Source organism: Neorhizobium sp. DAR64860/K0K1 (assembly GCF_050500205.1).
GTDB classification, from domain to species: domain Bacteria; phylum Pseudomonadota; class Alphaproteobacteria; order Rhizobiales; family Rhizobiaceae; genus Neorhizobium; species Neorhizobium soli.
On record NZ_CP191458.1, the window covers coordinates 246,523 to 265,779 of the forward strand.

Below are 19,257 nucleotides of genomic sequence, written 5' to 3' on the forward strand. Positions count from 1 at the left end.
ACGGCGTATGCGGACAACAAACGTGACGAGCACGTTGAGGTATCAGAGGCGCGATATGCGGGGACAGGAGGCGCTCCGCGAGACTGACAGATCGTCAGCCTCCGACGCGGGGTTCTGACAAAAATTCGCGGGCCCACAGTACGGGCCCGCGCTATCGTCGATCAAGTCAAACCGTAAAGCCTCAAGGCCTTCGCGCCGCCAGAATGAGTCGCTCGAAGAACTTCAGCTGCTCGTCGCAGGTCTGGGCGACCGTCTCAAATATCAGCCGGTCTTCCCGCCGGATTGCCGCAATCTTCTTCGTCAGGGCCGAAATCACCCTTGCCGGCATCTTGGCAATGGTCATCGCAATCGCCTTCGGTCCGGCTTCGAGTTTGGCGATACCGAGATGGCCTGCTGCAAGCTGCAGCCTGGTTGTGCGCAACAGCAGCAGCGTCTCCTGCGGCAATTCGCCGAAGCGATCCTCGAACTCTTCTTCCAGATCATTCACGTCGCGCTGTGAGGATGCCCGCAGAAGTCTGGCATAGAGATTGAGCCTGACAGCCGGATCCGGCACGTAATCCGCCGGTATCGTGCCCGCGACGTCGAGATGCAGGATTGCGCGCTTTCTGGTGGCCGAAAGTCGTTTTCCCAGTTTCGCGACTGCACGCGCGAGGAGCTTCTGGTAAAGGCCAATGCCGATGACCTTCATATGCCCAGCCTGATCCTCGCCGGCGATGTCGCCCCCGCCGCGCAGATCGAGATCGCGCAGACTGATCGCAAGCCCGGCGCCCAGGCGGTCGTTCTCTACGAGTGTCAAAAGCCGCAAGCGCGTTTCCTCGGGCAGTTCTGCACCTTCTTCCGTCAGAAGCGTGGTCATGCCCTGCGCGCCTCCACGGCCGACCCGTCCACGCAACTGGTGAAGCTGGGCCAAACCGAACCGCTCCGCATTCCAGATGAACATCGTATTGGCGCGTGGCACATCGAGGCCGTTTTCAATAATGTTGGTGGCGAGAAGGACATCGCCATCGCCGTCCGCGAAACCGACGATCGCTTCGTCGATCGTCGCCGCCGGCATCTTGCCATGCGCGACCTTAACCAAGAGCTCGGGAACAATCTTGCGCAGGATCGCCTCGACGGCTTCGATATCCTCGATGCGCGGCACCACGACGAAGCTTTGTCCGCCCCGGCGGTATTCGCGCATCAATCCGGTGCGCATCGATGCGTTGTCGAATGCTGCAAGCGATGTGCGAACGGGTCGGCGCCGGGCGGGCGGAGTCGTCAGGAGGCTGACCTCCTGAACTCCGACCATTGCCGACTGCAAGGTGCGTGGGATAGGTGTTGCCGACATGGCGAGCGTGTGGAGGGTCGGCGCGAGCGCGCTCATGGCCCGTTTATCCTTGAGCCCGAACCGATGTTCCTCATCCACGATCAAAAGCCCGAGATGCGCAAAGCGCACGTCTTTTGCAAGGATCGCATGGGTCGCGACGATAACGTCGATTTCACCCTCGGCCAACGCCGCCTTGACCTGCTTCGCCTCGCTTGGCTTGACGAGCCGTGACAACATTCCGACAGAGATGCCTGTTCCTTCGAAGCGTCGCTTGAAGGTGGCGAAATGCTGACGTGTGAGAACAGTCGTTGGGGCGATGACGACCACCTGGCCGCCCGCAAGTGCTACCGCTGCTGCGGCGCGCAGTGCGATCTCTGTCTTGCCGAAGCCGACATCGCCGCAGACAAGGCGGTTCATGGCATGCCCGGACGCGAGATCGGAAAGCGTGGCCTTGATGGCTTCGGCCTGATCTGGTGTCTCGGCGAAAGGGAACCGTCGGATGAAGGCTGAAAATTCGGCGCGGGGGGGAATGAACGTCTCGGCCGGCGAGGCCTGCCTGTGCTTTGCGATGGTCGAAAAATGACGCGCCGTCGATTTGATGTCCGCGACGATCTTCTCGTGCTTCTTTTGCCAGGCGTCGGTGTGAAGACGATCGAGCGAGACCGCCTCGGGTTCGGAACCGTAGCGCCACAGCTTTCCGAATTCTTCCATCGGAACAAGCACGGAAGCACCTTCGCGATATTCCAGACGGGCAGCGTCACGCGCGACGCCTGCAACGGCGATGCTTTCCAGATCTTTCAAAATTCCAATGCCGTGATCTTCGTGGACGACGACGTCGCCGATCCGAAGCTCTGGTTCGGCAAGAAAGGAAGTTGCACTTGAAACATGTCGGTGTTCATCGCCCGCGGCGATCACAGCAACATTTTGCGCGACGTCGAGGAACCCGTGATCGAGGGCGCAGGCGAGCTTCAAAAGCGCGCCGGATTTGGCGTCCATCACCTGCGTCCAGCTGTCGACGGACCGAGGCGATACGCCAGTTGCTTTCGCGACACGGCGGCAAAGCGCCTCTGATGCCTTGCCATGCCCGGAAATTACAACCTTCATTCCATCGCCCAGGCGTTCCTGTGCAAACTTGACCAGTGCCTTGCGCGGGTCCGCATCCGACGCCCCGGAAGGCAGGTCACCCCCTTGTTCGAGATCCAGTGCGCTGGTCTGCACGCCGGTGAAGCGCTCTTCCCACTCCTCTCTGTCAAGATAGAACGAGCAAGGAGAGGATGTTCCGGTCTCACCGAAATCCGTGCGGGACTGGCGGGCGTCGTCGATGATTTCCAGATTCCGTGCGACCCGGTCTGCTGCGCCCGGAGCCGCAGTCAAAGCGGCATTGCCGAGGATATCGAAAACCGTCACCATGTCCGGGTAAAGGCGGGAAAGCTGGCGCTCCATCGTCTCAGATTTTGGAGCAGGGGCTTCCGGAATGAGGTCTGCGAGTATGGCTTCGGATGCCGGACCGAAGCTCAACCGTTCAAGGTAGCTCTCGGTTCGCTGCGAGACGCGGTCAAACCCACGCAATTCGGTCACGTGATCGTCTTCCGACAGGACGATGCGCATTGGGCCCGGGGCGCCGGCGGGATAGATGTCGATCATCCCGTCGCGCACCGCCAGTTCGCCGGGATCGTCGGCAACGCCCTCTTCCACATAGCCTGATCGTCTGACGAAATTCAGGAATGCCTCGCGATCGAATGGCTCGCCGACCACCAGTTCGATCTGGCCATCGGCGATGACCCCCGCCGGCGGAATGCGCTGCAGCGTCGCGTCGATCGATGTCAGCAGCAGTCGCGGCGTGTCGCTGGGCCTGGCCCATATCCGCAATGCGTCCATGCGTCGACCCATGCAGTGCCGCGAGGGCGGCGCCCGATCATAGGGAAGGCAGTCCCAAGGCGGCAGAACAATGAATTGGACCGAGGGAAAGAGCGCTGCCATGGCATCCGCTATTTTTTGCGCAGCATTTTCGCTCAATGCCACGTAGCAGAGCGAACGACCGGAGCTCCGGAGCGATGCCTCAAGCCGGGTTGCCACCAAACCCGGCGGCAGTTTCAGATGCGGGGTCTGTTCGGATGCGGGGAGGGGAGAGGGGGCGTTTTCATTTCGGGACTCAACGATACTCACATGAACCTGCCATTCTCGCTTCAGCAATTTTATCAGGCTGCAAGAACTTAGTTTGTCGCGCCCTGTTCCCTTCGAACTTTGCGTTTTCTCTTCACGCGGTCAGGCCGCCATGACGGTGAGACATCAGCGACCGGATGCCGCGTTGCCGTGCACGGAACAGGTCGATGACGAGCGGGTTATTCGACCTCACGGATAGGAGAACCATGTGAAAGTGTTCATTTACGGCACCCTGAAAAGAGGCTTTGCGCTTCATGATAAGGGGCTTGGGAATTCGGAATATATCGGGGATGTAGTGACGGTCGAGCCCTACCCACTGTTGATAGCAGCACCATTCTATGGGCCGATGATGCTCGAACAACCGGGAACCGGTTTGCAGGTGACAGGGGAGTTGTTTGAAGTCCCTGAAGACGATCTGCCGGTTCTGGATAAACTGGAAGACGTTGGTGAAGAGGGAAGTTTCCGGGCAATGCTCAAGGTTCAGGCATCGGGTGGCGGTCTCGTTCATGATGCCCTTGTCTTTCTGAAAGACGAGAACTGGCTCGACCCCATCCATTCCGGTTTCCTGTCCGCCTATAACGACCGCAGATTTATCCCGCCATGGGACCGGTAACGACAAGACAAGAGGGACGTCACGATGCGCTACGAGGCAAAGCCCGGCGATGTCAGCCTATTCGAAAATGAAAAAGCCGGCCACGAGCGCGCACCGGACCACCGCGGCTATTTCATCGCTCACAGAGATATCAAGGCCGGAGAAAAGATCGAAATGGTGCTGTGGGCCGGAAGGCCGAACAGTTCACGCTCATTTGGTGGCAGACTATCCGACGACCAGAAGGCGATCGCGTCGGCGGTTCCCGATCCGGTGGATCTGTTTGGCAACCCTTTGCCAAAGCCACAGAAAGGATGACACCGCGCACTCGTTCGATTTGACGTCTCAAACCACGGCTGTGCTCTCGCTTCGCGTCTCGGTGGAGGAACTATGGCTCCGGTTGCTGGTTACGGGGCGAGTCAACGAGAGAGATACAGTGATGAAATTTGGACTTCTTGGCGTCGCGTCAGTCGCGACCGCGGTATTCTTGAGCAGCGCAGCCTATGCACAGCAGGGCGATGGAACCGAAGTCCAGATCACGACCAACGTGTTCAAGCCAAACAAGATTCCGGCAACCGCGGAGCGGATCGCCACCTTGAAGGCACCGGAAGGTTTCACCGTTGAGCCTTTCGCCCAGGGTCTCGGAAACAGCCGCATCATCGCCGTGTCGGATAAGGGCTATATCTATGTCAGCCGCCGCGAGGAAGGCGACGTGCTGCTGCTGAAGGACGAGAACGGCGACGGCAAGGCCGACGGCGCTCCGGTGAAAGTGGCAGCGCGTGCGCAGGCCCACGGTCTGGCAATCAAGGATAACAGGCTGTATCTCGTCACGGTCAAAGAGGTGTTCGTCGCGGACATCAAGGACGACGGCACGCTCGGGCCACTTGAAATGATCATTGGCGATCTGCCGGATTCCGGACAGCATCCCAACCGCGTCATGGAGTTCGGTCCTGATGGCATGCTCTACATCAGCGTCGGCTCCACCTGCAACGCCTGCAATGAGAGCAATGCCGAAAACGCAACGGTGCTCCGGGCGACCCCTGATGGCAAGAGCCGAACCATCTTCGCGTCCGGCCTTCGCAACACGATCGGCTACGACTGGAACCGCGAGACCGGTGAACTTTGGGGGCTCGACCATGGCATCGATCTCCTCGGTGATGAGGTGCAGGCAGAAGAACTCAACCTCATCGAACAGGGAAAGCAATATGGCTGGCCGCATGTTTACGGAGCAGGCGACATCTATCCGCAGTCGACACCGGTCGGCGGCGTGACCAAGGAGGAGTGGAAGGCGCAGAGCGATCCGATGAAACTCGGCTACACGGCACACGCAGCCCCCATGCAGATGAAGTTCTACAGCGGAACGTCGTTTCCGGCCGAGTTCTCGGGCGATGCGTTTGCCACCATGCGCGGATCCTGGAACCGTAACCCGGCATCCGGATACGAGATTGTTCGCATTCACTTCGAAAATGGCAAGCCGAAATCCTTCGAACCTTTCGTCACCGGCTTCCTCAGCGATGGTGGCAAGACGCATTTCGCACGACCGGTCGGACTGGCCGTCGCCAAGGATGGCGCCTTGCTGATGGCCGACGATGCAAACGGTGTCATCTACAGGGTGGCTTACACCGGCGACGCGCAAAAGGCACAAGCGCAGCCCGCTGCGCCCGCTGAACCTATGAAGGCGCAGGCCGCCAAAGGTATCGATGTGCCACTTGCCATGGATCGCCCGGAGACCAAGACGGAAGGCAGCGTATCCGTCTCGTCCTCGTCTTTTGACAACGACGAACTCATGCCGCAGCGTCATAGCGAATATGCCGAGAGTGTCTCACCGGCGATCAGCTGGAAGACCGTCCCGAAGGCTGCCTCCTACGCGATCATCGTGGAGGATCCAGGCTCCTCACCGACCAAGCCGTTTGTTCACTGGCTGGCGTGGAATATCCCGGCAACGGTGACGTCGCTGCCGGAAGGGTTGCAGGAACAGCTCCGACTCGTTGAACCGGAAGGCGTCCTTCAGGGCCGCAACACATCCGGCAGTCACGGCTATTTCGGACCGAAGCCGCCGGCCGGCGACCCGGCGCATCACTATCACTTCCAGGTGCTTGCGCTCGACAAGATGCTGGATCTTCCCCCGACATCCGACCGGGATGCTCTTCTCGCCGCAGTGGCCGGTCATGTGATCGGCAAGGGTGAGATCGTGGGTCGCTACCAGCAGAAGGTCGATCCTCCGAAGAAGTAAGGCTTCGTCCGATCACGCCCCACTGCAACGCTCAGCAGGAAGCGATTGTCTTGGAAGAGGAGGCCGTACTGGTATCAGGCCGCCTCTTCTTCGATTGCGAGGTCTCGCAACAGGGTGTGGATCTGCTCGCCGCTCAGCCGCGACGGATCGAAACCGCTTGACGAGCCGACGTCGGCGAAGCGCTTTGCGTGGGCTTCGGATGTCCCGATAAAACCCATTGCCCAGTTCGGGAAATACCGATGGCTGATCGGGTCCACGGCCAGCAGCGAAACTTCGCCATGGCGTTCGTCCTGCTGGATGCGCTCGAATGCGGCTTCCACCCGCTCGAGCGGACCTTCCAGAACCTGGGCGAAGCAGCCCGCGTTGAACAGAAGCGCCCCGGTGATCTCGTCACGCAGATTGTTCACCCGGCTTTTCGCCAGGATCTCGTCGACGTTTGAGCTAAACGCCGCGCCATCGTCGCCGATCTGGTTGCGGCTGTAGTAGACCAGGCGATACAAGCTGTTATCCATTACCAGTTCCCCTTTATAAAATGTGTTGTGCCAGGAACGCCGGAATCTGATCCGTGCCCATGGGCCGTCCCGTCAGATAGCCCTGCACATGGGTGCAGCGTTCGCCACGAATGCGCGCCAACTGTTCCGCCGTCTCGACGCCTTCAGCCGTGATCGACAACCCGAGGCTCGTCCCGAGACTTGCGATTGATCGCAGGATCGCCTCGCTGTCTGCGTCGTCACAGGCAACAAACGAGCGATCGATCTTCAGTTTGTTGAACGGAAACTTCTGCAGGTAGCTCAAGGACGAATAGCCAGTGCCGAAATCGTCCATGGAGATTCTGACGCCAAGCGCGCGCATGGCATTCAGCGTCTGGATGACGTTATCCGTGTCATCGAGCAGGGCGCCCTCGGTAATTTCGATTTCCAGGCGATGGGCTGGCAATCCCGAGTGCCTTAGCGCCGATGCGACCGTTTCCAGCAGTGTGTCCGCCTTGAACTGAAGCGGCGAGACGTTGACGGCGACAATCATATCATTCGGCCAGGACATGGCCTCCAGGCAGGCCGTGCGCAACACCCATTCGCCGATCTTGACGATCAGGCCGTTTTCCTCCGCAAGCGAGATAAAGGAAAGAGGCGGGATGTTGCCTTTGACGGGATGTTCCCAGCGGAGCAGGGCCTCAAAGCCATCCACGCGTTTGGTCGAGACATCGAGGAACGGCTGATAGTTCAGCTTGAACTGCTTCAGGGCCAGCGCGCGGCGGAGATCGATCTCCATTTCCCGACGTCCGAGGAGTAGAGCGTCCATCCCACTTTCGAACATGCGGTAACGTCCGCGCCCGGCCTTCTTTGCCTCATAGAGAGCAAGATCACCGTTGCGGAGCAGGTCGTCTGGCTGGAGCGCATCAGCGCCAAAGGCGACCCCGACGCTTGCGCCGATATTGATTGTGTGACCGTTCAGAACATAGGTGCGGCCGACAAGGTCCACGATCCGCGAAGCGAGTTTTTCGGCCGCAGCAAGATCATCGACATCTTGCTGGAGGATCACGAACTCGTCCCCGCCAAGACGCGCAACGACATCGCTTTTGCGGCACGCGGCCTTGAGGCGGTCGGCCACCTTTTTCAAAAGAAGGTCGCCTGTTGCATGTCCCAGCGTGTCGTTGACCTTCTTGAAGCGGTCAAGATCGAGGCAGTGGACGGCGATCGATGAAGATTTAAAACCGTTGCTCAAAGCGGACGACAGGTGCGACAGCAAGGCGTTCCGCTTGGCAAGGCCCGTCAGTTCGTCGACATCGGTCTTGATGGCGATGCCCTGGTTCTGCGATGCAGGTCGCAGGTCAACGAGATACTGCCCGTCGTCGAAAGAGACGAACGCGGCATCGAAGCTCTCACCGCTATGGATGGACGTGACTGAAACCGGGGCGCAGCTGGTGTCGGGCAGGTCTGTGCCCAAGCCCGTAAAAAGCGCGTGGACGGCGCCCCCGGGAAATGCGCCGAATGAGACTTCGCTCGCCTTGTTGGCGTAGACGACGAGACCATCGGATCCGACAACCAAGACCGGGCGCGGCAACATCTCTAGTATTTTCTCGGTGTTGAGAAGCTGAAACGGATGAGGTTCCAATGTGTGGAGGATAGACGTCACAGCGTTCATGGTCGGTTACCGTTCGGAGTTGACCGAGAGGTAAACCGCAAACGTTTCCAGGCAATGGATGCCAAGCCCCGGAACGTGACTGTTTGTCGAGAGAGGGTTATCGATTGCTAAAGATGGACTGATGGCGGCAGGAAGGGCACGCCGCGCAGGATGCTCGCCTCTACTTCCGGCAACCTGAACGTGAGACTACCCAATCTAAATTAGGTAATAGGAATATATTATTGATCAACGCTTAAATGTATTTTTACAAAGGCTTATTCTTGTTTTTTGCCAAGTCTTAATTACTAATTTAACAATTGTTTGCGATGAAGGTTGACCAATCACCTGTATTGCAAGGCTTCGTAATGTTCGATTTTTTCGGCGCAAACTCTAATCAAATCCTTTCAGCCTTAGACCTGTCCTTCGCGATCATCGAGTTCGATACCGAAGGACGCATATTGCGAGCCAATACAAACTTCTGCGATCTGATGGGATATAGCGAGCAGGAGATTATCGGTCAGCATCACCGGATCTTTGTCGACGGAGATTACGCTGCAACGCCGGAATACAAAGCCTTCTGGAGCAAGCTTAAGGGCGGCACGTTCGAGTGCAGCGAATTCAAGCGCATTGCGAAAAACGGCCAGGAAATCTGGATCCGCGGCAATTATAATCCGGTGAAGAATGCCAGCGGCAAGGTCTTGAAGATCATCAAGTTTGCTAACGACATCAGCGAAACAAAGATGAATGGGCTCGACAGCGCGGCCAAACTTTCAGCTGTTTCCCGCGCGCAGGCAACCATCGAATTCACGCCCCAGGGTGAAATCCTCACCGCCAACGACAACTTCCTGTCGGCGCTCGGATATTCCTTGAACGAGATCGTGGGTAAGCATCACCGGATCTTTATGGACCCGACCGAAGCGGCATCCCCGCAATACACGCAGTTATGGGAGCGCCTGCGCGGCGGCGAATATGTTGCCGACGAGTTCCGCCGCATCAGCAAGGACGGCCGTAGCGTTTACATCCAGGCTTCCTACAACCCCGTTTTCGATCCCAGTGGCAAGGTCATCAAGGTCGCCAAGTTTGCCACCGATGTTACCGGCCGGGTCGAGAACGTCGAGCGCCTCGCAGAAGGCCTGACGCGTTTCGCCGACGGTGACCTTTCGCAGCAAATTGCAAAGCCGTTTATTCCATCACTGGAGCGCTTGCGGACCGACTTCAATGCGGCGTCGCAGAAGCTGAAGCAGGCCATGGTGATGGTTGCCGAAAACGCGAAGGCTATTTCGGCCGGTTCCAATGAGGTTCGCACATCGGCGGACGATCTGGCGAAGCGGACCGAACAGCAAGCCGCATCGGTCGAGCAGACCGCAGCTGCTCTGGAAGAGATCACCACGACCGTGAAGGATTCCAGCCGACGTGCCGAGGAAGCCGGCCAACTGGTTGCCCGCACGAAGGAGCATGCCAACCATTCCGGTGACGTGGTGCGTGAAGCGATTGGTGCCATGGACCAGATCGAAGCGTCGTCGAAGGCAATCTCGAACATCATCGGCGTGATCGACGAAATCGCCTTCCAGACCAACCTGTTGGCGCTGAACGCCGGTGTTGAAGCGGCGCGCGCAGGGGAGGCCGGAAAAGGCTTTGCCGTCGTTGCGCAGGAAGTGCGGGAACTCGCGCAGCGCTCTGCGACAGCGGCGAAGGAAATCAAGACACTCATCACGGCCTCCAGCACGCATGTCGGAAACGGCGTCTCGCTTGTCACGAAGGCAGGCGCCGCCCTTCGCGAGATCGCGACCCATGTCGAAGGTATCAACGGCGACATCACCGCGATCGTCGAAACGTCACGCGAACAGTCCACCGCGCTGACCGAAATCAACCGTGCGATCAACACGGTCGATCAGGGCACACAGCAGAACGCCGCGATGGTCGAGCAGCAGACAGCTGCGAGCCATGAAATGGCAAGGGAAGCGGCCGCGCTGTTCCAGTTGCTCGAACAGTTCAATTTCGACAACGATCGGGCCCCGGCCCAGACATTGCAGAAGCGCAATCCGATCGCCCATCGCCCCGTCGCTTCAAGACCGGTCGCACAGCCCATTTCGGATCGCCCTGCAGCCGTCGCAATGCCGCGCAAGATCGCTAACGCCTCGTCTTCCGCTGCCCTGGCGGTTGCGGACTGGGAAGAATTCTGAGTTAACAATAGGCTCCAAGCCGTTGAAAATAAGCTGTTACCGCCGCGAGCCTGGATCACGCTCGCGGCGGTTTCGCCATCTCGTTTTGGTTTGCTAGACGTTGCGCTAATGTAGCGAAGCTCATCGCTTCAGTGTTGAAGCTTGATCGCGCGCTTACTGTATCTCGTTGACGTAGCGGTGGTCCGCAGTCGTCGCCCGGTGCGCAGAGATGAGCACCGGCACGGCCATCTGGTCGTAGGCCACTTCGTCGATCGTCATGACTGCGGCTGGAAGCGTCAGGTTCAGCCAGCGTGCATCATCCTCCGATGCCAGGTCCGCGCCGATCTGTTCACGGATCGCCGAAATCCGGATCCCGTAGTTTTCCAGGAGATGCAGATAGAAGAGCGGCGGGATGTCCTCCTGCTTCTGCGGAAAGCCGGGGACGCGCTCGCGCGGCAGCGTCAATGTTTCGTGCATGATTGGCCGGTCGTCGATATAGCGGACGCGGTGGAAATGCACGATCGGCCGGCCCGTTTCAATCTGCAGCTTCGCCGCTGTTTCGTCCGAAGCCTCACCCAATTCCAGCGACGTGACCTTGGTAACGGATTTGCTCAGCGAGCCGTCCAGCCCGTGAAGACGAAAATACTGGAAGAACAGGCGCAATCCGTGCTGCGGTTTGCGTCCGGTCACGACGGTCCCGGTCTTGCGGCGTCGGCTCAAAAGTCCTTCGTTGGTGAGATCCATCAGGGCGCGTCGAATCGTTCCGACAGCAACGCCATAGGTTTGCGCCAGGGCGATCTCGCTCGGCAGCACGGAGCCGGGTTCCAGGGCGCCGATCATGATCGCCTCGGTGATCTGTCGTTTCACGACCTCATAGAGAGGCAGAGACAGGTCGCTCAGTCGGGCGGCATTTGCTGAATTATCAGGCAATGAATTGCCTCTTCTTTGGAGTTGACACGTGATGCCGATCTACGCTGTATTACTATATAGTTTATATTAATGGGCCGAGTTGTGAAGGCTGCCGGAATGCGGAGGACGACCGAGATGAGCCTACAGCAACCAGGCACCACTTCTGAGCCCCTGACGTCTGCCATGGCAGCGATTGACCGCGATGTCGAGATGGCCGTGCAGGATCTTGCACGGATGGTTGCGGTCGACACCACCTTTCCGCCGGGCGAAGGCTATGGCGCGTTTGCCGATCTGATGACCGAGTTGCTGATGCCGCTTGGCTTCGAATTCGAGCGCGTGACGGTGCCTCACGACCTCTGGCATGTCGAGGGCGGACCGGCGTCCGGCGAACGCATCAATCTCGTTGCAAGGCGCGAAACGGACAGGCCTGTCTGCGGTCTCTACTATCATGTCGATACGGTTCCGGTTGCTCCGGGCTGGAGCCGCGATCCGCTGAAGCTGACGGTCGAAGGCGATGACCTTTTCGGGCTTGGTGCTGCCGACATGAAGGGCACAATCGCTGCGACGCTTCTGGCGCTTCGGGCGGCACGCGAATGCGGCGTTTCTCTCGCTTACGATCCGATGCTGCTCCTGTGCACGGATGAAGAAGGCGGTCTGTATCCCGGCATTCGCTATCTCGCGGAACAGGGCATGCTCAAGGGGCATATCCTCAATTTCAACGGAACGGCCGCACCACGCATCTGGGCGGGCTGCTTCGGGATCTTCAACCTGCAGGTCACGATTACCGGCCATGCGGTCCATGCCGGCGAGGGCAATCGCACCGGCGCGGGTGTGAATGCCATCGAGGGCGCCTTGCCGGTTCTGAATGCGCTCGCAGCGCTGAAGCCTGACGTGGCCAAACGCGCATCCAAGCTCGCGCCGCCGCCGCATGCAACCGGGCCGCTGCGGCCACAGCTGACCATATCCGCCGTCAACGGCGGCACAGCGGGCGGGCAGGTTCCGGCCGAGGTGAAGATCCTCGTCAGCCGTCGATATGCCCCGGAAGAAAGCTATGAGGACGCACGCGCCGAGATCGAAGCGACGATCCGAAATTGCATCGAAGGGACAGAGCTCGGGCTCAAAGTCGATCTTGTCGGTCATCTGATCCCGACCGACGATCCCGATGGCCCGCACTGGCCGCGCTGGCAACAGGCGCTTTCGCTCGGCTTCGGATACGAGCCGAACGATTTTCAGAAATGGGGCGCCGCCAGCTGTTCGGACTTCGGCTATGTCCAGAAGGCCGGCTTTGGCCCTGAAGTATTGCTCGGTGGCCTCGGCCGCCCGGAAAGCTGCATCCACAGCCCGGAAGAGCACACGACCCGACAGGACATCATCGCACTCGCAAAAAGCATTCTCGCCTATCTCGCGGCGGATTTCGCTGCCGAGGCCATGCCCGAAAGTCGCATATAACCATACCAAGCAGCATCGAAGCATAAAGGGAACGATAAACATGCTGGAAATGAAACGCCGCTTCTTCCTGGCCGGCACCGCCGCCATTCTCGCAACGCCATCGCTGGGCTCTGCCCAGGCCGCAGCACCGGCCAAGGGCGGTACGCTGAAAATCTCCGTCGACCAGGCCGTCAGCGTCATCCACCCGCTTCTGACCCGCGTCAACCCGGAATACCTGGTGACCGAGCTGCTCTACAGCAACCTCACCCGTCTCAAGGTCGACATGTCGGTCGAGCCGGATCTGGCCGAAAGCTGGACACCGAACGAGGCGCTGACCGAGTGGACGTTCAAGCTTCGCACCGGCGTCACTTTCCACGATGGCTCGCCCTTCACGGCCAAGGACGTCGTCGCAACCTTCAAGGCAATCCTTGATCCGGCAACAGCATCTCCCGGCCGTAACAATGTCGGTCCGATCGCCGATATCGTTGCCGTCGACGACGCAACCGTCATGTTCAAGCTGACCGGCGCCTATGCCGACCTTCCCGTTTCCATGGCCTATACGAGCGCCCGTATCATTCCAGCATCGATCGCCACCGGCGACCTCAAGAGTCTGTCGACCAAGGCCGTCGGTACGGGTCCGTTCAAGCTGGTCTCCTATGAGCCCGATCGCCTGATCGTCGTCGAGCGCAACGAGAAATATTACGACCCGGCTCGTCCCTATCTCGACCGCGTCGAAGTGCAGGTCTTCCCGGACATTTCCGCTGAAGGTTCCGCGATGATGTCTGGCGATGTCGACATCGTCTCCACCATCCAGCCGACCGAATATCTGCGCCTCGACGGCAGCGATGGCGTCGATGTGCTGCGCACGCCGTCCGGCCAGTTCTGCAACATCAATTTCGGTTGCGATACGGCGCCGTTCAATGATCCTCGCGTTCGCCGCGCCATCGCACTGACTGTCGACCGGGAAGCAATGGTCGGTTTCGTCACCGAAGGTTTCGGAACGCAGGGTAACGACACGCCGCTCAACGGCTCCTACCAGTTCTTCAAGGGCGTGAAGCAGCGCGAGCAGAACATCGAGGAAGCCAAGAAGCTGCTTGCCGAGGCCGGGTTCCCGAACGGTTTCGAAGCCACCCTTGTCGCCTCCGACCGCCCCGCGGTCCGCACGCAGCTTGCCGTTGCACTGAAGGAAATGGCCAAGGAAGTCGGCATCACCATCAACGTGCAGACGATGCCGCATGCGACCTACCTCGAGCAGGTCTGGAAAAAGGGTTCGTTCTACGTCGGCTTCTACAACATGCAGCCCACCCCTGACGGCATCTTCAAGCTGCTCTACACGTCGGATGCCTCCTGGAACGAGACGCGCTGGAACAACAAGGCCTTCGATGCCCTAGTCAACGAAGCGCGCGGAACGATCGACACCGACAAGCGGACCGAGCTCTACACAAAGGCACAGGAGATCATGAACGAGGAAGTTCCCTCGATCATTCCGTCCTTCTTCGACGTCCTCTCGGCTAAGCGCAGCTGGGTTTCAGGTTACGAAGCGCATCCGCGCGCATCCGTGTTCCGTCTCGACTATGTCTCGCTGACAGCAGACGCACCGAAGCGCGGCTGATCTTAAAACCTGCCGGACGCCGCCAGGCGTCCGGCTCTCTTGTCAGAGGAACACGACCCTGTCCCCGAATTACATAGCCAAGCGGCTGGTGATGATCGTCTACACGCTGTTCGTCGTGTCGCTGATCGTCTTTGCCATAACCCAGGTCCTGCCGGCCGATGCGGCCGTCATGATGTTGGGCGAAAACGCGACCCAGGAAGCGCTCGACGCGCTGCGTGCGACCATGGGCCTGAACGCGCCGATCTGGCAGCAGTATCTGACCTGGCTGTGGCATGTGGTTCAGGGTGATCTCGGAACATCTCTGCGCACCGGCCAACCGGTGGGTCCGGTCATGTTCGAAGCGCTCGGTCGTTCGCTGCTTCTGGCCTTCCTGTCGATCGGCCTGATGCTGGTTCTCGCGATCCCGCTCGGCATTATCGCCGCCATCCGCCGCGGCAAGGTCGCCGACATGGTGGTGAGCCTGATCTCCTATGCGGGCGTCGCACTTCCGGAATTCGTGACGGCAACTGTCGCCGTGCTGTTCTTCGCCGACTGGCTGAAGTGGCTGCCGCCGACCGGTTACGTGCCGCTGACCGAGGACTTTTCCCGCGGGATCGCCCATCTCGTCCTGCCCGTCTGCGTCATCTCGATCATCCTAATTGCCCATGTTTCGCGCATGGTTCGGTCCGAACTGGTGGACGTGCTGCATACCGACTATATCCGCGCCGCCCGGCTGAAGGGCATTTCCCGTGTACAGGTTCTGCGCCGCCATGCGCTGCGCAACGCGCTTCTTCCCACCATCACCATTGTCGCGCTCGATGTCGGTTATCTTCTGGGCGGCGTCATCGTCGTGGAAGAGATCTTTGCCATTCCGGGCATCGGACGCCAGCTGATCGTCGCCATCCAGGCCCGCGACTTGCCGGCGATCCAGGCCGGCGTACTGATCATGGCTGCCACCTATTCGATCGTCAATTTCATCGCCGACATCCTCTATGCCTGGCTCGACAAGAGGATCCAGTATGATTGATTTCACGAAACGTCTGTTGAAGACGCCGCAGGGCGCGATCGGAATTTTCCTCGTCGTGTTCGTGCTGCTAGTAGTCGTCTTCGGTCCTCTGGTCGCGCCGCACGATCCGGAAAAGCTGTCACCTCTTGCACGCTATAAAGGTCCGAGCCTCACCTACTGGCTCGGCACCGACCAGTATGGTCGCGATATTTTCAGCCGGCTTCTGATCGGAGCGCGTGCCACCGTCGTCATGGCGGTTCTCGCCACCATCGTCGGCACCCTGATCGGGGCGCTGATCGGAACCGCCTCCGCCTTTCTCGGCGGTCGTGCGGACGAGTTGATCATGCGCACCATCGATGCCGTCATGTCGATACCGAGCCTGCTGTTTGCCCTTCTGGTGGTCAACCTTCTCGGCTCCAGCACCGTCAATGCGCTGGTCGCCGTCGCCATCGCTTTTGCGCCGGGCATGGCCCGCATCACCCGCAGCGTTGCGCTGTCGGTGCGAAAGCAGGACTACGTCAACGCGGCCGTCGCACGGGGCGAAAGTGCCGGCTACATCATCCGCCGCGAAATGCTGCCGAACGTGATTGCACCGATCATCGTCGAGATGACCATTCGCGTGTCCTTCGCGGTGATGCTGTTTGCGACCTTAAGCTTTCTCGGTCTCGGCGCCCAGCCACCGGCTGCCGAATGGGGACTTATGGTATCGGAAGCGCGCCGCTACATGCATCTTTCCGCTGGCATCCTGATCTGGCCGAGCGTGGCGATCGCGATCGTCGCCGTCGGTTTCAACCTCCTGGGCGACGGTCTCCGCGATGCCCTCAATCCGCGGGCCTGAGGTGAAAATCATGACCACTACCGAACACCCTTCGCCCGATACCCCAGTTCTCACAATCGAGAACTATTCGCTGGATTACGAGACCACCAACGGCCCGTTTCACGCGCTGAAGAACATCGACCTTGCCATCCACCGCGGCGAGATCCTTGGCCTCGTCGGAGAATCCGGATCGGGCAAGACGTCGCTCGCATGGTCGATCATGCGCTACCTGCCCAAGAACGCCCGCGAGCCCGGCGGACGCATCTTGCTCGGCTCCGACAATCTGCTGGAGAAGGCGGAGCGCGAAATGGAAACGTTTCGCGGACGCCGTATCAGCATGGTGTTCCAGGATCCGAGCACATCGCTCAATCCGACCCTCTCGCTCGGCAAACAGCTGGCCGAAGTCCTCGTTCGCCACCGCGGCCTGTCCTGGCAGCAGGCGTGGACGGAAGGAGAGGCGCGGCTTGCGCATGTCGGCCTGAAGACGCCGGCACAGATGATGCATCGCATGCCACATGAGGCATCGGGCGGCGAAAAGCAGCGTGTCGTCATCGCCTCGGCGTTTGCCTGCAATCCCGAATGCATCATCTTCGACGAGCCCACCACGGCACTCGACGTGATCACCTCGCGCCAGATCCTCGATCTCTTCGTCGAACTGCAGGCCGAAACAGGCGTCGCCTCGCTTTACATCTCCCACGACCTTGCGCTGGTCGCCCGGACCGCTGGCCGCGTCGCCGTCATCAAGCGCGGCGAGATCGTCGAGCAGGGCACCACCCGCGAGATATTCACCAATCCGCAACAGGACTATACCCGCGAGCTGATCAACGCGGTGCCCGATCCTTCCCGCCGGCTGGTGAACGATGATGTCGCTCCGACGGACAAGCCGCTCGTTGAGGTCGAGAATGTCAGCGTCCATTTCGGTCGCAAGCCGTTTCTTTCGGCCCTGACCGGCCGGAAGACCGAGCGCGTGACCGGCAACAATGCGATCAGCCTCAGCATCAGTCCTGGAGAAATCCTCGGCATTGTCGGTGAATCAGGCTCGGGCAAATCGACGCTCGCCAAGGCGATGACCGGTCTCAACCGGTTTGAGGGCAAGATCCGGTTCGAAGGACGCGAGATCCGCAATCTCGGCGATATGGACAATGCCTATCGCAAGGACGTGCAGATCATCTTCCAGCACCCGGATGCCTCGCTCAATCCGCGTCAGAAGATTTTCGAGATCCTCTCTCGTCCGCTAAAACTGTTCGGCGATGCCAGCGACCTTGAGCGACAGGTCGGCGACATGCTGGAGCAAGTGCGCTTGCCGCGCACCCACGCAAACCGCTATCCGCATCAGCTCTCGGGCGGCGAGAAACAGCGCGTGGCGATTGCCCGTGCCTTTGCCTCCAAACCGAAGCTGGTCATCTGCGACGAGATCACGTCTGCGCTCGACGTTTCGGTGCAGGCTTCGGTCGTCGAGCTTCTGCTGGAACTGCAGAAGGCCAGCGGTACCGCATATCTGTTCATCACCCACGATCTCAACCTGATCCGCCAGATCGCTCACCGGATCGCCGTCATGTATCGCGGCGACCTGATCGAGGTGGTAAAGGCGTCCGAGATCGATAGTCCCGACCGGGCGGAATACACCCGCCGCCTGATCGAGGCGGTGCCGCGCGCCGCCGCTCAATACCAGTAATACCGCATCAAGGAGCATGACAATGGACCCGAAGTCCCTCGTGGATCGGATCGACGAAAAGGCCTGCCTCGATTTTCTGTCGAAGATGGTTCAGCACAAGAGCCATTCGGAAACCGAAGGCGAGAAGGTTCTGGCGCGCTGGATGGCGGCTGAGCTTGCAAAGATCGGCGTCGAAGCCGAGCTGCAGCCCTTCGACGACGGTCGGCGGTTCAACACGATCGGTCGCCTGAAAGGCCAAGGCGGCGGCAAGAGCCTGCTGTTCAACGGCCATCTCGATACCAATCCGGTCACCGAGGGCTGGACCGTCGACCCCTATGCCGGTCTCATCGACGACAAGTTCATCTACGGTATCGGCGTTTCCAACATGAAGGCCGGCGATGCCGCCTATTTCTGTGCGGTAAAGACGCTGCTCGAGGCGGGCGTCAAGCTCAAGGGCGACGTGATCCTGACCTTCGTCGTCGGCGAATTGCAGGGCGGCGTTGGCACACTTGCTGCCATCAAAAGCGGCGTGAAGGCCGACTATTTCATCAACAGCGAACCGAGCGATCTCGTTGCCGTCACCATGCATGCGGCAGCACTGAGCTATGTCATCGAGCTGACCGGCGACACCCGCCACCTGTCGAAGCGCGAGGAATCCGTCGACGCGATTGCCGCCGCCTGCGATATCATTCCGCGCATCAATGCGATGACCTTCAGCGGCGCCAGAAGCGATGTGCATCGCTCGATCAACCGCGGCCATGTGGGCGTCGTCCACGGCGCGCTCGGTCGCGACCTCGAGGAATGGCGTCCGCCGCAAGTGGCCGACTTCGTTCGCCTCAAAGGGTCGTGCCGTTATGCACCGGGCCAGACGCAGGAAGGCGTTCTCGCCGATCTGGCCGATGAGTTGCATGCACTCGAAGGCCGTTTCCCGGGCCTGAAGGCAAAGCTGGTTCCAGAAATGATCGAGGGCCGCCCGCTGATGCCGCCCTTCGAAGTTTCGCCGGATAGCCGCATCGTCACATCGATCAACGCGGCCTATGAGGCTGTCCGCGGGGAGCAGCAGCCGACCGGCGCGATCACGCCGACGCGTTTCTACGGCACAGATGCCGGTCATCTCTACCATGAGCTTGGCATGGAAGGCATCGTCTGCGGTCCCGGCGGTCGCTACAACACCATGCCGGACGAGCGCGTCGACATCGTCGATTTCCTCGACATGATCCGCGTCTACATGCTGACCATCCTCGATATCTGCGAAGTGGCCTGAAACCTGGTCTCCCG

At 59.8% G+C, this 19,257-nt stretch carries 14 protein-coding genes; 10 read left to right on the forward strand and 4 right to left on the reverse strand.

Annotation, left to right across the window (positions count from 1 at the left end; translation table 11 throughout):
• Window positions 1–181: 181 nt before the first annotated feature.
• Complete coding sequence (locus tag ACQY1J_RS01105; RefSeq protein ID WP_430249772.1) at window positions 182–3,184, reverse strand: DEAD/DEAH box helicase; 3,003 nt, start codon at window positions 3,182–3,184, stop codon at window positions 182–184.
• Window positions 3,185–3,677: 493 nt separating this feature from the next.
• Between ACQY1J_RS01105 and ACQY1J_RS01110 the strand changes: the two genes are divergently transcribed.
• From ACQY1J_RS01110 to ACQY1J_RS01120, 3 genes are all read left to right on the forward strand, one after another.
• On the forward strand, window positions 3,678–4,082 hold the full coding sequence (locus tag ACQY1J_RS01110; RefSeq protein WP_325264835.1) for a gamma-glutamylcyclotransferase family protein: 405 nt from the start codon (window positions 3,678–3,680) through the stop codon (window positions 4,080–4,082).
• Between the two features lie 24 nt (window positions 4,083–4,106).
• Window positions 4,107–4,376 carry a hypothetical protein gene (locus ACQY1J_RS01115; protein ID WP_430249774.1) on the forward strand — a complete coding sequence of 90 codons (270 nt, stop codon included), beginning with the start codon at window positions 4,107–4,109 and terminating at the stop codon, window positions 4,374–4,376.
• 121 nt (window positions 4,377–4,497) lie between these two features.
• Window positions 4,498–6,291 carry a YbhB/YbcL family Raf kinase inhibitor-like protein gene (locus ACQY1J_RS01120; protein ID WP_430249775.1) on the forward strand — a complete coding sequence of 598 codons (1,794 nt, stop codon included), beginning with the start codon at window positions 4,498–4,500 and terminating at the stop codon, window positions 6,289–6,291.
• A gap of 74 nt (window positions 6,292–6,365) precedes the next feature.
• Here ACQY1J_RS01120 and ACQY1J_RS01125 read toward each other — a convergent pair whose 3' ends face one another.
• Both ACQY1J_RS01125 and ACQY1J_RS01130 read right to left on the reverse strand, forming a co-directional pair.
• On the reverse strand, window positions 6,366–6,803 hold the full coding sequence (locus ACQY1J_RS01125) for a BLUF domain-containing protein (protein ID WP_062459555.1): 438 nt from the start codon (window positions 6,801–6,803) through the stop codon (window positions 6,366–6,368).
• A 13-nt stretch (window positions 6,804–6,816) separates the two neighbouring features.
• On the reverse strand, window positions 6,817–8,355 hold the full coding sequence (locus ACQY1J_RS01130; RefSeq protein WP_430249776.1) for a putative bifunctional diguanylate cyclase/phosphodiesterase: 1,539 nt from the start codon (window positions 8,353–8,355) through the stop codon (window positions 6,817–6,819).
• A gap of 422 nt (window positions 8,356–8,777) precedes the next feature.
• On the opposite strand from ACQY1J_RS01130, the gene ACQY1J_RS01135 reads away from it, so the two are divergent.
• Window positions 8,778–10,595: a methyl-accepting chemotaxis protein gene (locus ACQY1J_RS01135; protein ID WP_430249777.1), complete on the forward strand. Its 1,818-nt coding sequence runs from the start codon at window positions 8,778–8,780 to the stop codon at window positions 10,593–10,595.
• Between the two features lie 153 nt (window positions 10,596–10,748).
• On the opposite strand, the gene ACQY1J_RS01140 is transcribed toward ACQY1J_RS01135, so the two are convergent.
• Window positions 10,749–11,504, reverse strand: a complete 756-nt coding sequence (locus tag ACQY1J_RS01140; protein WP_430249778.1) for a GntR family transcriptional regulator — start codon at window positions 11,502–11,504, stop codon at window positions 10,749–10,751.
• A 162-nt stretch (window positions 11,505–11,666) separates the two neighbouring features.
• On the opposite strand from ACQY1J_RS01140, the gene ACQY1J_RS01145 reads away from it, so the two are divergent.
• Genes ACQY1J_RS01145 through ACQY1J_RS01170 form a run of 6 tightly spaced genes read left to right on the forward strand, consistent with a single transcriptional unit; the run spans window position 11,667 to window position 19,243 of the window.
• Window positions 11,667–12,932: a M20 family metallopeptidase gene (locus ACQY1J_RS01145; protein ID WP_430249779.1), complete on the forward strand. Its 1,266-nt coding sequence runs from the start codon at window positions 11,667–11,669 to the stop codon at window positions 12,930–12,932.
• A gap of 40 nt (window positions 12,933–12,972) precedes the next feature.
• Entirely contained in the window at window positions 12,973–14,523 is a 1,551-nt protein-coding gene (locus tag ACQY1J_RS01150; RefSeq protein ID WP_174197668.1) for an ABC transporter substrate-binding protein, read from the forward strand.
• Window positions 14,524–14,581: 58 nt separating this feature from the next.
• A complete protein-coding gene (locus ACQY1J_RS01155; RefSeq protein ID WP_430249991.1) occupies window positions 14,582–15,529 on the forward strand; it encodes an ABC transporter permease in 948 nt (315 codons plus the stop codon).
• Window positions 15,522–16,346 carry an ABC transporter permease gene (locus ACQY1J_RS01160; protein ID WP_062459577.1) on the forward strand — a complete coding sequence of 275 codons (825 nt, stop codon included), beginning with the start codon at window positions 15,522–15,524 and terminating at the stop codon, window positions 16,344–16,346. Before ACQY1J_RS01155 ends, ACQY1J_RS01160 begins: the two co-directional genes overlap by 8 nt.
• Window positions 16,347–16,356: 10 nt before the next feature.
• Entirely contained in the window at window positions 16,357–18,000 is a 1,644-nt protein-coding gene (gene nikE, locus ACQY1J_RS01165; protein ID WP_062459580.1) for a nickel ABC transporter ATP-binding protein NikE, read from the forward strand.
• A gap of 22 nt (window positions 18,001–18,022) precedes the next feature.
• Complete coding sequence (locus tag ACQY1J_RS01170; RefSeq protein ID WP_430249780.1) at window positions 18,023–19,243, forward strand: M20 family metallopeptidase; 1,221 nt, start codon at window positions 18,023–18,025, stop codon at window positions 19,241–19,243.
• Window positions 19,244–19,257 lie beyond the last annotated feature (14 nt).